The 13,118-nt window shown below is 58.4% G+C and carries 9 protein-coding genes and 6 pseudogenes; 7 read left to right on the top strand and 8 right to left on the bottom strand.

What is annotated here, in order from left to right; translation table 11 throughout:
• Positions 1-79: 79 nt before the first annotated feature.
• Positions 80-1,225, bottom strand: coding sequence for a branched-chain amino acid ABC transporter substrate-binding protein (locus OKW44_RS02825; protein ID WP_026225802.1), 1,146 nt, complete (start codon positions 1,223-1,225; stop codon positions 80-82).
• A 381-nt stretch (positions 1,226-1,606) separates the two neighbouring features.
• Complete coding sequence (locus OKW44_RS02820) at positions 1,607-2,485, bottom strand: polysaccharide deacetylase family protein (RefSeq protein WP_026225803.1); 879 nt, start codon at positions 2,483-2,485, stop codon at positions 1,607-1,609.
• Positions 2,486-2,962: 477 nt separating this feature from the next.
• Here OKW44_RS02820 and OKW44_RS02815 point away from each other — a divergent pair.
• Positions 2,963-3,154: pseudogene (locus OKW44_RS02815) on the top strand (transposase); the annotation flags it as partial.
• A 116-nt stretch (positions 3,155-3,270) separates the two neighbouring features.
• Here OKW44_RS02815 and OKW44_RS02810 read toward each other — a convergent pair.
• Positions 3,271-3,806 (bottom strand): annotated as a pseudogene (locus OKW44_RS02810) (ATP-dependent DNA helicase).
• A 215-nt stretch (positions 3,807-4,021) separates the two neighbouring features.
• On the opposite strand from OKW44_RS02810, the pseudogene OKW44_RS02805 reads away from it, so the two are divergent.
• Positions 4,022-4,096 (top strand): annotated as a pseudogene (locus OKW44_RS02805) (ATP-binding protein); the annotation flags it as partial.
• Positions 4,097-4,157: 61 nt separating this feature from the next.
• Here OKW44_RS02805 and OKW44_RS02800 read toward each other — a convergent pair.
• Positions 4,158-4,707, bottom strand: a pseudogene (locus OKW44_RS02800) (LacI family DNA-binding transcriptional regulator); the annotation flags it as partial.
• 407 nt (positions 4,708-5,114) lie between these two features.
• Between OKW44_RS02800 and OKW44_RS02795 the strand changes: the two are divergent.
• Positions 5,115-6,503 carry an MFS transporter gene (locus tag OKW44_RS02795; protein ID WP_018420505.1) on the top strand — a complete coding sequence of 463 codons (1,389 nt, stop codon included), beginning with the start codon at positions 5,115-5,117 and terminating at the stop codon, positions 6,501-6,503.
• Between the two features lie 72 nt (positions 6,504-6,575).
• On the opposite strand, the gene OKW44_RS02790 is transcribed toward OKW44_RS02795, so the two are convergent.
• Positions 6,576-7,490, bottom strand: coding sequence for an NAD(P)-dependent oxidoreductase (locus OKW44_RS02790; protein ID WP_239499087.1), 915 nt, complete (start codon positions 7,488-7,490; stop codon positions 6,576-6,578).
• A gap of 162 nt (positions 7,491-7,652) precedes the next feature.
• Here OKW44_RS02790 and OKW44_RS02785 point away from each other — a divergent pair, with 162 nt between their 5' ends.
• Complete coding sequence (locus OKW44_RS02785) at positions 7,653-7,787, top strand: hypothetical protein (RefSeq protein WP_018420507.1); 135 nt, start codon at positions 7,653-7,655, stop codon at positions 7,785-7,787.
• A gap of 224 nt (positions 7,788-8,011) precedes the next feature.
• Here OKW44_RS02785 and OKW44_RS02780 read toward each other — a convergent pair whose 3' ends face one another.
• On the bottom strand, positions 8,012-8,509 hold the full coding sequence (locus tag OKW44_RS02780) for an enolase C-terminal domain-like protein (RefSeq protein ID WP_026225806.1): 498 nt from the start codon (positions 8,507-8,509) through the stop codon (positions 8,012-8,014).
• Positions 8,510-8,781: 272 nt separating this feature from the next.
• Between OKW44_RS02780 and OKW44_RS02775 the strand changes: the two genes are divergently transcribed.
• Together OKW44_RS02775 and OKW44_RS02770 are read left to right on the top strand one after the other, a co-directional pair.
• Positions 8,782-9,735, top strand: coding sequence for a 2-hydroxyacid dehydrogenase (locus OKW44_RS02775; protein ID WP_026225807.1), 954 nt, complete (start codon positions 8,782-8,784; stop codon positions 9,733-9,735).
• Positions 9,736-9,864: 129 nt separating this feature from the next.
• Positions 9,865-9,996, top strand: a pseudogene (locus OKW44_RS02770) (IS5/IS1182 family transposase); the annotation flags it as partial.
• Positions 9,997-10,006: 10 nt separating this feature from the next.
• Here the strand turns inward: OKW44_RS02770 and OKW44_RS02765 are convergent.
• Together OKW44_RS02765 and OKW44_RS02760 are read right to left on the bottom strand one after the other, a co-directional pair.
• A complete protein-coding gene (locus OKW44_RS02765) occupies positions 10,007-10,345 on the bottom strand; it encodes a LysR family transcriptional regulator (RefSeq protein WP_429409449.1) in 339 nt (112 codons plus the stop codon).
• Positions 10,346-10,420: pseudogene (locus OKW44_RS02760) on the bottom strand (hypothetical protein); the annotation flags it as partial.
• 74 nt (positions 10,421-10,494) lie between these two features.
• Between OKW44_RS02760 and OKW44_RS02755 the strand changes: the two are divergent.
• On the top strand, positions 10,495-11,193 hold the full coding sequence (locus OKW44_RS02755; RefSeq protein ID WP_018420509.1) for an IS6 family transposase: 699 nt from the start codon (positions 10,495-10,497) through the stop codon (positions 11,191-11,193).
• The last annotated feature ends 1,925 nt before the right edge of the window (positions 11,194-13,118 follow it).

The following is a 13,118-nucleotide window of genomic DNA, read 5'->3' as shown; positions in this document are numbered from 1 at the left end:
TGCCGCTTGCCGCGGCTGTTTACGACTGTCTGAACGAACGGGGGCCTCTTGATTACCACCGTGCGCTTTCAGTAGCGTATTAGTCTTTCAGCGCTTGGACGAACGTCTTCTGACCATCCTTGTATTGATAGATGGAAACCGAGGTATTCAATAAATCTCCGTTGGGCTTGAAGCGAATCTGACCGGTCACGCCAGGGTAGTTGGTCGACGGCATCATCGCGAGAATTTTTGAGGGATCGATGGATTGAGCCCGCTTCATTGCATCTACGATGACATAAACCGCATCGTAACTGTACGGCGCGTAGCTCTGGATTGGGACATTGAAGCGTTTCTCATACGCATTCTGGAAAGCGCGCCCACGTGGCATCTCCGACAAGGCAACGCCGCCCTCGGAACAGTAGATGTTTGCTGCGGCCGGACCGGCAAGCGAGCCGAGGTTCGACGTACATGCACCATCGCCCATCAGCAGTTTCGAATCCATCGCCAGTTGTTTGGCCTGCTTAGCCAGTGGGCCGCCCGTAGCATCCATTCCGCCGAACATGATCAATTCGGGACGGTCGGCTTTGATTTTCGTAAGAATCCCTCGAAAATCTACAGCCTTGTCATTAGTGACCTCGTGGGACGTCACTGCGAAGCCTTGTGACTTCGCGCTTTTTTCAAACTCTCTGGTCAGGCCTTCACCATAGGCTGTCGCGTCGTCAACGACCGCCACGGATTTCAGGCGGAGATTTGATGCCGCGAACTTGGCAAGAGCCGGTCCCTGGTCAGCATCCGTTGCAACCAGACGAAATTCCGTCTTGAACCCTTGCATGGTTAAAAGCGGGTTTGACGCTGCGGGCGTGATGTTCGTAATACCAGCGTCGTTGTAAAGTCTGGAAGCAGGGATGTTCACCCCGGAATTGAGGTGCCCGACCACCGCGACGACCTTGTCATCGATGAGTCGCTGCGCAGCCTGCGTACCTATTCGCGGGTCACCAGCGTCATCCTGAGAGTCGAGTTGCAGGTTTACCTTGTGACCATTGATGAAAAGTCCTGCCTGATTGATCTCTTCTACGGCGAGGCGGGCGCCATTTTCCAGATCCTTGCCCACGTGTGCCGCGGCGCCTGTTAGCGGAGCGACGTGTCCGATTTTCACTACGGTTTCGTCCTCAGCGACCGCGCCTGTTGCCGCACCAAGCGCGGCGAAAGCGAAGACGGTAAGCGGGAAAAGATTTCGCACGTTCATTTGTTACCCCTATTAATTAAATTAACTATATTTGTCTTCGCTCTGTCTAAGCGCTTGTAGCTCATTGCAATGAGAAGTCCCGTAGGAATCAAGCTCTATCGCTCATGCCCGGCCAACATGTAGCGGGTGTTACGAGTGGTGGGCCGTGCGCGCCCAGCTTCCAGCGCGCCTCGTGGAGGCGATCAGTGATACGACCTGGGCCTTTGTCGATCACCTTTCCATCGAGGCCGAACTGGAGCCAACGGGTACGCGGGGCCGCCGTCGATACCGTCCCGGCGACTCGTTCATTCAAAGGCTGCTAGCCTGTGCTCATTGGTGATCTCCAAAATGCAGATAGTTGCATTCAGCGGCGATGCGCGCGAGCGCTACCCCGAAGCCAGGTCAGCCGCGCGGATTGTTCGCCAGGAAGTCGTCGGCCATCTCGTCACAGGTACAAAAGCGCACGCCGTCGTGCGCGCGGAAGTGGTCGATCAGGCGCTCAAGCATCAACAGCACCTGCGGACGACCGGCGACGTCCGGATGGATCGTGACCGGGAACACTGCATAGTCGTATTCGCGATAGACCCAGTCGAACTGATCACGCCACATCTGCTCGATGTCGCGCGGATTAACGAAGCCATGGCTGTTCGGCGACTTCTTGACGAACATCATCGGCGGCAGGTCGTCGAGGTACCAGCTCGCCGGGATCTCGACCAGACTGGTTTCCTGCCCGCGCACCAGCGGCTTCATCCAGGTGCTGGGGTGCTTGCTGTAGTCGATCTTGGTCCACGTGTCGCCGACGCGAACGTAGTACGGGTGAAAGTCTTTATGCATCAGGCTGTGGTCGTACTTGATGCCCTTCTTTATCAGCAACTCGTTCGACACGGGACTGAATTCCCACCAGGGCGCCACGTAGCCCGTCGGCCGTCGGCCCGATAACTCCGTGATGAGTTCGATACTGCGGTCGAGCACGGCCTCTTCCTGCTCCGGCGTCATCGCGATGGGGTTCTCGTGGCTGTACCCGTGCATGCCGATCTCGTGGCCGGCCGCCGCGACTGCCTTCATCTGTTCCGGGAAGGTTTCGATCGAGTGCCCCGGGATGAACCAACTGGTCTTCAGATTCTCACGCTCGAACAGCTTCAGTAGACGCATCGAACCGACCTCTCCCGCGAACATCCCCCGCGAGATGTCGTCGGGCGAGTCTTCACCACCGTAGGAGCCGAGCCAGCCCGCCACGGCGTCGACGTGGATACCCAATGAGACAAGAATTTTCTTAGCCAAGTTTTCCTCTTTCTTCTATCGATTAACATCGTGTCACACACCGCACGGCGTTAGATATGTATTTTGTCGTCAAGATACGTTTATTAGAGCCCGCCAAAACAGCGCAATATATAAGGGTAATTACCTAGATAGAACGCGTGTCTACATCAGTCCGTTGAGCCGGTTCCAGCGCGGGCAGCATCCCGGCATGCTGGCTAGGAATGCGCACATTCATCCCCAATCACCTCATTGAAAGTAACCCCCACGACTGTTTGACGAGATTGCCGTGAATGCCATAGCCCTTGGGGGATGTGGGTTCGCCCGAAAAAGGTCCCTCACTAGGCGTCCTAGCAGGCGTTTCGAATGCCGCTGATCGACCGATGCCGCTGAAAAAGTCGTCTTTGCGTTGGTCGTTAGGTATCCTTCTGATATCGATAGACGCGGAGCGAATCGCTCATGATGTGTCAACTGGATATCGGGTAGGACAAGCTTTTCTACCTGTTCAACTTCGATAATCACGTGCCTCGCGATCACCTGCTGAGAGGCATCGATCGGGCTCTCGATCTCCGCAATCTTCGTAAGCATGTCGCGCCTTTCTACAGTCCGATTGGCCGACTTTCGATTGATCCAGAACTCATGATCCGCATGCTCATCGTGGGCTACTGCTTGGGCATCCGCTCCGAGCGCCGGTGAGACTACGGTTCATCGGACATAGAACCTGAATATTGCGCACCGGATCCTGCTGGAATTTTCTGGGTAGCCGGATCTTGACCAGGCTGACGACGGTCTGGGCGATTGCATCGGGCTCATCGGCCGGCACAAAATAGAAATCCGACTCTTCGCCTTTTCCCGACAGGGACGGGAACAGCCCCTGATTTGATCTGTTGGGCGCTGCGAACAATGCGCGAAGCATTGGCCTGCCGGAACACCTCGGCCAGGCGCACGAGGACCGGCACTGCGCCCGATTCGATCAAAGCCGCGAGAACCTGCCCGGGCCCAACCGACGGCAGTTGACCCACGTCGCCGACGAAATCAACCGTGGTGGACGCCACGGCCTTGAGCAACTGGCTTGCCAACGGCACGTCGACCGTCGAACACTCATCGGCCACCAGCAGGTCACATTCCAGCGGCGACTCCTCATTACGCTTGAACTGTCCATTCATCGGATCGACCTCGAGGAACCGGTGAATGGTCTTCGCCTCAAGTCCGGTCGATTCCGACAGTCGCTTGGCCGCCCGTCCCGGTTGGCGCACACAACAGTGCTGACCTGCTTGGCGCGCAGGATCGTCAATATCGAATTGACAAGTGTCGTCTTACCAAAACCAGGGCGGGCAGTGATCACCGGCAGCTTTGACGACAGGGCCAGACGGATCGCCTGCTTCTGGCTGTCTGCAAGCCCGATCGCGAGCTGTTCAACCAACGGTATCGCCTTGCCGGCGTCAAACGCGCTCCACGGCGGCGATCCCGAACTCAGGCGCTTGACCTGTGAAACGATGGAACGTTCGGCGTCGTCTAGCGGCGCGGGGACACGCTTTGGGAACGCCGTCAGCGGTATCGGCGATCACGGTGGCTGCCATCGATCGCCTGGTGCATCACTCGACGATCTTCGAGCTGAACGTCGAAAGCGGCCGGACCTTGTAGTTGACGCTCTACACTCAACTTCACGAAGCCTCGCGGGCGATTGCTCGATGACGTCGAACACGGCTGCGCCGAAGCCGATACGCCGGTAGCCGCGCTCATGGAGGTGGCGCGCCATTGCCCGCGCAGCCTTGACGTTTGAGAATCCCACGCCACGATCGATCGGGTTGCCCCGGCAGGTCCCACATCTCGACGACCGGGATGCCGGCACGTTCCAGCAGCACGCGAGTCGCTTCCGTATGGTGGCCTCGGGTCAATGCAACGCATCGGGGCTGTTGACGCAACATTGAGCGCACGAGACGCTCCTCCTGCTCGAGACGATAATCGGTATCGCCCAGCAGGAGTTGCAGACCGCGAGGCGCAAGCGCCGCGTTCAGCCCGCGCACGGTATCGAACAAGTTTGAACTCGACAGCGAGGGCACCAGCACGGCGACGAACTCCGAGCGCCCCGATGACAACGCCCCCGCTGCCGCATCGGCCACATAACCCAGTTCGTCGATTGCCTTCTTCAACCGTTCGCGTGTCGCCATCGACATACTGCCGCCGGCCAGCACGCGCGATACCGTCATTTTCGAAACGCCGGCATGCCGGGCGACATCGGACATGCGCGCGGCACAGGGTATCGGGAGGCCATCGTATCGCTCATTGCAAGTGCGTGGAAAGTCATGGAAGCCATATGAGACCGGGCTGCGCCAGGCATCCGGTCGGCGTTCCAGGTCCGCGCCTGCAACCGCAACCGCGCCTGTCGTCAGGCGATCCGCGCACCGCATTTCCAACTGTTTGCGACCTGCCGAAATCTGCCTATTCACGCGCCTACGGGAAAACCCCTGCACAGCTCGTCTTGCGCAGCCAATTCGCCACGTGCTAACGTCATTTATGTTACCGGTACCAGTTCCTTGAGCGGGCTGTCACGCGCTGCGGCCGTGCCGTTTGGCGACGAAGTATCGAGCAGAGAACATGGCGCCGCCCCGAGCGCCACCACCCCCAATGTGCGCTAGGCACAGGAGACATAATGAGTTCAGAGCAGGCATTGAAAACCGGCCTATCTTCGCAGACCGTTTCCCATTCCGGCCAGAAGACGACAACGGCCGAGCAACTGCGACGGGCCATTTTCACCGGTGCGATCGGCAGTGCTTTGGAATACTACGATTTTGCGATGTACGGGCTCGCTTCCGCTTTGGTGTTCAACCGGGTCTTCTTTCCGAGTCTCGGTACGACGGCAGGCCTGTTGGCGAGCTTCGCGACCTTCGGCGCCGGCTTTCTTGCGCGTCCGCTCGGCGGTCTGTTTTTCGGATCGCTCGGCGATCGCAAAGGGCGCAAATTCGTGCTGCTCGCCACCGTCGCGCTGATGGGCTTTGCGACGACACTGATCGGCGCACTCCCAACCGGCGCGATCGGTGCCGTGCTGCTCGTCGTGCTGCGCCTGCTGCAAGGTTTCGGCGCCGGCGCGGAACAGACCGGCGCCGCCACGCTGATGGCGGAAATGGCGCCGGTCAAGCAGCGCGGCTTCTACGCCGCGCTGCCGTTCATCGGCATTTTCGCGGGCCTCACGCTGGCCACGTTCACCTTTCATGTCTTGCAGTCGACGCTAAGCGAGTCGGAGATGCTCGCCTGGGGCTGGCGGCTGCCGTTTCTCGGCAGCATCGTGCTGATCGGCATGGCCGTCTGGATTCGTCTGCGGCTCAAGGAAAGCCCGGTATTCGAGCAGCTCGAGGCAAATCACGAGGTCATCCATGCGCCGATGCGGCTCATGCTCAAAACAGGCCGCCGCCCGTTGATCGCTACCGCGCTCATGCGGCTGGCTGAAACGGGCGGCTCGACGATCTATACTGCAGTGGCGATCGCCTATCTGTCAGGTTTCGTCACTGCCCAGCAGCATCTGCCAAGAGCGATGCTGGGCGAAGTCGGTACGCGTGCCGTGCTGATCGCCAGCCTGCTGAGCATATTCACCACGCCGCTCTTCGGCGCACTCACCGATCGCGTCGGTCGTCTGTTGGTCTATAAGCTCGGCGCGCTTTTCTCGGTACTCTGGGCGATCCCTGCGTGGTGGATGATCAGCACCGGTCAACCTCTGTGGGTCACCATTGCGCTCGTCGGCGGTTTTGCGATCGGCGCCAACAGCATGCTCGGCTCCCAGTGCGCGCACTTCGCCGAATTGTTCGGCAACCGATACCGCTATTCGGGCGTCGCGTTGTCGCGCGAAATCGGCGCGCTGCTGGCCGGCGGCCTCGCACCATTGCTCGGACTCTATCTGGTTGGTCTGTCCGGGGGCCAGTTCTGGGTGATGGGCGTTTATATGGCGACGCTCGCTGTCCTGACTTTGATCGGCACGATGCTGTCAACGGAAACGCGAGGTCGCGATCTGACTGCTTTAGGTGACGCCGTTGGCAAAGGCAGGTGAAACGCTGATAGCTCGGCGGGCTCTGATCGCCCTATCCGGACGTGGGGCGCGCCGGGCACGACGCAATGCGCGTCAGGCGTCGGCATTCGCCGCGCGATGCTCGAATTCGCGCATCAGCGCAGAGTGGTCAAGATCGCCTTCGCGGCGAATCAGCGCGGCCAGGAGTTCTGCGGTGAGTTGTGCGTACGGCGTGGGACTTCCGCTGTTATGCGCGGTGCTGATGGCGTTGTTGAGATCTTTCAGGTGCGTCTCGGACCGGCCGCGCGTCGTATAGTCTCCGTCTACCATCCGAGCCCCGTGCACCCGCAGAATCTGGCTATCTGCAAAACCACCGGTGAGCGCGGCAATCACGCTCGCCGGATCGGCCCCGCCCCGTCGCGCGAAGAGTAGCGCTTCCGCAACCGCACCGATGGTAGCCCCAACAATGATCTGATTCGCGAGCTTCGCAAGTTGTCCCGCCCCATGCGCCCCGACTCGCGTTGGCCGACCCATGCACGAAAGAAGGGTGCGCGCCCGCTCGAATACGTCTACGTCTCCGCCGCACATGATGGCGAGCGTACCCTGCTCGGCTCCGTGTGTACCGCCCGACACCGGCGCATCGAGATAAAACACGCCGCGTGCCGCGAGTTTGCCCGCATGCTCACACGCTTCATCGTGACGAATCGAACTCATGTCGATCACGGTCGCGCCGGCGCGCAAGGACTCGGCGGTACCCTGTTCGAACAGCACCTGCCCGACGATCGCGCCGCCTTCCAGCATCGTGATGACGAAGTCCGCCTCTTCCACTGCCTGTTGCGGCGTTTCAGCGACGCGCGCCCCATCCCCGGCGAGTACGGCGGCTTTTTGCGCGGTACGGTTCCAGACAGTCACGGGATAGCCCGCCTGCAGCAACCTGCGCGCCTGCCTCTCACCCATCAGGCCGATACCAAGAAAAGCAACGGATGGCGCAAACGCAATGTTTCCGAGTCGACTATCAATAGAAGTCAAGGCTGATTCCTTTCGAATGACGGGCTTGCGACCACTATCAGATGGCTACAGACCATTGTTCTTGCTCATATGGTACCGGTACCATATGAGAATAATCTAGCATCAGGAGGCAACGTGTGCAAGCCAGATCTGTTAGTCGTTCATCGGTATTCCAATGAAGACATGGCCGAACTCGCAAAACATTACACGCTGCCTGTCCTGTCCGACTTGCCCGACTCTGACCCGCTGATCGCCGATGTCGCGCAGCAGATCCGTGCGGTCGCAACGAACGGCGACGCTGGCGATCAACACTGTTGAAGCGACCTAATATTGTCTTATCAAACGTAAAGCCCCAACCCGGACGCTCGGGAACCACCGCGTTGCCATTTTTGAATTCAATTGTCTCGTTGTAAAGATTCGAAGACCACGGCATATACTCGAGATATATCGTATTGGCCAGACTAGCCAGTACCTGCACACTCATCTCACTGAACAGGTGACTCGATAGCGCTGCAGGTCTGGCATCAGGATATCGGCCGATTTCAATTCGAGCATCTGCCGGAAACCATACCGGGTGTATTAGGTTTCTCCGCTTGCAATCGGCGTATCCAATGCTGCAGCGACACGCGCCACACCCTCCAGATCGTTGGCTGGAAGCGGCTCTTCAAAGCACGCAAGCTGAAATTCCTCCATGCGACCAAGGCGGATGGCACTGTCGGGACCGTCATACCTTGATTCGCATCTGCCATCAGTTTCACCTTCGGCCTAATCGCTTCGCGCACGGCTCGGACCCAGGCCGCATCCTCACTGAAGGTAGCGCTACCCAGACGCATTTTCATGGCCTGAAAACCCTGACCGACCGAGTCCTGCGCCTCTCTCGTCAGATCATCGGCCGAACTGGACAGCCACAAGCCGCCGCTGTGATATGCCGGCACCGTCTGATGATGTCCACCCAGCAAACGATAAATGGGCAGGCCCGATGCTTTACCGAGCAACTCCCACAGCGCACCGTCAATTGCCGATATGCCGACGATGGACACCTCTTGTGGCCGACAAAGTTGAATTGGCGTGTCGTGACGAGCATAAGAGTTGCTCTGAAGAACTCGCCGCAACTTGACGAAGCAACTGCCATTTTGTCGACTACCGGGCCGATCGGCAGGTCGGCATCGATGCACCACCGTCGGATTCGGCGCGTCCGCCTCCGAGATGATTCTCACCAGTTCCCACGCACGCGAACCGTCTTCATACGGCTATAGACGATTGTTCGGACAAATGCTATGTTATCGGTACCAATCCAGCGTCAGGAGACAACGTGCGAAAGCCAGATCTGTTAGTCGTTCATCGATATCCGAATGAAGACATGCGCGAACTCGCGAAACATTACACGTTGCATGTGCTGTCCGACTCGCCCGATCCTGACGCGCTGATCGCCGATGTCGCGCAGCAGATCCGTGCGGTCGCGACGAACGGCGAAGCCGGCGCCAACGCGCGCTTGATTGAAGCATTGCCGAACCTCGGGCTGATCGCATGCTACGGGGTCGGGGTCGACGCGATCGATCTGCCGCTCGCCCGTAGCAAGGGCATTCGTGTCACCAACACGCCCGACGTACTGACGGGTGATGTCGCCGACATGGGCGTCGGCCTCTTACTTGCGCTAGCACGTCATCTGCCCGCCGGGGACGCCTATGTCCGTCGCGGTGACTGGGAGCGAGCCACTATGCCGCTCGCTACGCGCGTGTTCGGCAAACGGCTCGGGGTGCTCGGGATGGGACGCGTCGGACGTGCGGTTGCCAGGCGCGCCGCCGCATTCGATATGGTGATTGCCTATCATGATCGCGCCCATTTCGACGATCTTCAGTACCAATACTTTGACGACCCGGTCGCGCTCGCTGCCGAGGTCGACTTCCTGATTATTTGTGCCGCCGCGCACCCGGCTAACCGGTCACTCGTGGGCGCGCGCCTTCTTGACGCACTGGGCCCCGCGGGCCTGCTAGTCAATATCGCGCGCGGCAGCATCGTCGATGAACCCGTGCTGTTGCAATACCTGCGTGAGCGGCGTATCGGTGGTGCCGCCCTCGACGTATTCTGGAACGAGCCTTCGATCGACCCCGGCTTCGCCACACTCGACAACGTCGTGTTGCAACCGCACCGTTCGAGTGCAACCGCTGAAACCCGGGGCTCAATGGCGGCCCTGGTGCGAGAAAACCTGCACGCCTTCTACAATCAGCTTCCCCTTATCACCGAACTCGCTGGACTTACAAGCTAAGAACACTAACTCTTATTGTTTATACGTATTCGTAAGTAGACTCCATTATTTAAGGTAATTTTGATCAAGTCCACTACTCATGGCTGTCATGCGTTATAGCGTGGACATGCAACGGTAAAAGCAAAAACGATGAAGCAACTGACACTGGCGATGGCGGTCGATCAATGCTCGGGATTCGGAGCGCGGCGCAAACCTACGCGACGCGAGGTGTTTCTCGATGAAATGAACAGGCTCGTGCCGTGTGCGGGGCGTTGTCACGTTAGCGCGTTGGTCAGCTAAGATGACGTGATGAAGAAGACGAAATCGCTCGACCATCGCACCGCGAGGTCAAATCCATCTGCACGAGGTCGCCAACGTCGTCGCGCATGATGGGTTCGAGCGAAAGGTCAGGACGGTGTGCCAAAAAGTCCGGCAATCTTGACGCGAGCACCGTCCTTGAAAAGAACGGGTCGAAGCTAACACGAAGCTTTCCTTGCACAACGTTCGCTGAACCCGACGCCGCCCAAGCTGCCTCTTCGATGCCTGTCAGATGCGGGCCAACCGCGTCATATAAACGCCGCCCTTCGTCGGTCAGCGTCTGCGAGCGCGTCGTACGGTCAAGCAGCCGCACGCCTACCTGCTTCTCGAGGCGTGAAACAGCACGGCCAACGCCCGATGGTGACAGTCCGAAAGCGTTGCTGCGCATAGACGTCGGAGGGTTCCGTCGCAATAGCGGCGGCTGGTATGCTGGGGGGACCTTACAGAACGATGTGAACGACAATGAAAGCGCTCAGTCCGGCGGTAGCCAAGGTGGTGAAACGGTTGCACTATCCGATTGAGATCATGTTGGTGTGCGTGCGTTGGTACGTGGCCTACCCGCTGAGCTTGCGCAATCTCGAAGAGATGATGGCCGAACGCGGGATCGCGGTCGATTATTCGACCGTTCACCGGTGGGCCATCAAGCTTCTGCCGGTGCTTGAAAAGGCGTTCCGCCGCTGCAAGCGCCCGGTCGGCAAGAGCTGGCGTGTCGACGAGACCTACATCAAAGTCAAGGGGCAATGGACCTATCTGTACCGCGCCGTCGACAAGGCCGGCAACACGGTTGACTTCCTGCTGCGAGCCAGGCGGGACAAGGAAGCGGCCCGACGGTACTTCGAGAAGGCCATCGATCAGAATGGCGTGCCCGAAACCGTAACCATCGACAAGAGTGGTGCCAATCTGGCCGGGCTGCACGCCGTGAACGCCGAGCGTGAGACGCCTATCAAGATCCGCCAGGTCAAGTATCTCAACAACATCGTGGAACAAGACCATCGGGCGATAAAGCGCCGTACCCGACCCATGTTGGGATTCAAGATATTTCGTTGTGCGCGCATCTTGTTAAGCGGCATTGAACTTATGCATATGATCGCCAAAGGGCAGATGAAAGACTGTGGTATCGGACAGACTCCCGCGGAGCAGTTCTACTCGTTGGCGGTATAAGTAGTCCTCAGCATGCTGGCCATTGTTCAACGCACTTTTCTTAGTGCGACAGAACCCTCCCCTCGTTCAGGTGGTGGCTTTGACACTTCCACTTTGGCACATCGATGCCGGTTTCGGGTGGGGGCGTCCATTCCATTAGTCTTGACGCTAGCTCTTCTGATTAACGACAAAGAGCTGACCTTCACTAAAAATAATTCCGGCAGGTCCGGTCAGCCCGGCACTACTGGGAGGGACGAAAGTACCGAGATAGGCGCCGTTCGACGCGTCAAAGCGTTTAACAGTATTGTCCCCGGCGTCGTCAACGAACAATTCTTGCGCCTTCGGCGTCTGGCTAACCGACCACGTAGTTAGCGCAATCATGGTGCACAGGAGAATGGAACGCAGCCTGACTCTCCAAGCGGACCTACGTTCTTTCTGCGGAGCGCGGTGCGATGAAATGAGAGAACATGCAATCATTTATGCCTCCATTTGATATGGTGTATTTAATTGTCATGAAAGAGATAGACATGCGTTGGACAGAAAGAGACGTAGCTTACCCACGGGCGTTAGCGATGCCAGTGGCCCACAAAAGCGCCCGTGACGAACCCGCCGACGGGAAAGTGAATCGTCGGGGGCTGTCAGCCGAACCTCGAGCTCGCCACCCTGTAGAAATTCAATGAATTCCATCGCGCAAGTGGCGAGCGCGAGCAGGCGTGAAGCGATGTTTAATCGATATTGACTCTGCGTCCAATACTTCGCCTAACGCGGTGTAAAAATGGAGAATTGTGCGCAGACAGCCACACAAATGTTCAATAAAACACGCCAAACACGTCATCAATTTCTGACAGATGAGTCTGCTCACAAGGCCGTAATGCATGCCCGTTAGAAAATCAATGCGGTTGGTCTGGGCAGTAAGCGAGCCAGCGCAAGTGTTCGATTGCTCGAACAACCAGATGCTTCTTCTATTGAAGTGCACACATGCGCGGCCAGGACTCAAACTGGCAATTGGTGCTACTCTCCGCGCATTGCTCTTCGGAGCATAGTCGCTAACAACGATATTTCAAGGTTCTTTCGCGACCGATACACCCAGTCACCGGTCGACAGCAGCGCCACAAATTGCACTCGGCCGGTTGGCACTCCCAAAACCGACTTCGCTGCGATGTACACCCTTGTCGTCATATGCCAGCATTGATGGGTGGGTGGAAATGTAAACGGTGGCCCACCCGCTATCGTACGAGTTTGGGCCTGACATGCGTTAAAGCTCCCTGCGTTCGATAACAGCCGCACCGGCCGCGGGTGCAGTGCTCTTCTGGTCGCATCCTTCACCGCCCCAACGCGATTTAGCGTCAGTTCCTGATGCAAAGGCTCAGTGGCCGATTTCACGCAATGGTCGGCGCACCACGAGCAGACTTGAATCCAAAGTTCCATTCTTGATATACCGATAGTTGCAGGCGGTGACAACAAAGCCGGTGGCATCAACCGCGCTGAATCCCTGTTGCTGCCGCCGTTACGCCATGGTTATTGCTGTTGCGTTGCTACGAACCTAATGACAGGCTTACCCGCTTTGATAGACGATGCTCTTTGGCACCGGACGATGAATGCGCGAGGCGGTTTTGGAGGTCGAGGAGCGCATCGATTTGTCGCCGGACGACGGCTCCGCTGCCTCAGCGAGCAGGCCGAAGGGGACTCACGGGCCATGTGTGCCGCGATAGTGCCGTGCTTCTCGGCAAAGAGCCAGAACCAGAGGGCAAGCTGATATCCTCGAACGCCGTTTCGGAGGACTGGCTCGACGTCGGGCATGAATGTGATGCCAGGGGCGGCCCACCCTGCGAACGGTGCTGAACCGCCGCCCAGGTACATGCCCAGAAGTTGCTTTATCGACGGATGTGCATCGCTGGGCGAGCTCCGCGTCTCGTCTTGCCGCTTCCCGGTTTTCCACAGTCTCC

Source organism: Paraburkholderia lebeckiae (assembly GCF_050436325.1).
GTDB classification, from domain to species: domain Bacteria; phylum Pseudomonadota; class Gammaproteobacteria; order Burkholderiales; family Burkholderiaceae; genus Paraburkholderia; species Paraburkholderia tuberum.
The sequence above is the reverse complement of the archived record's forward strand: the minus strand, read 5'-3'. Positions and strand labels throughout refer to the sequence as shown.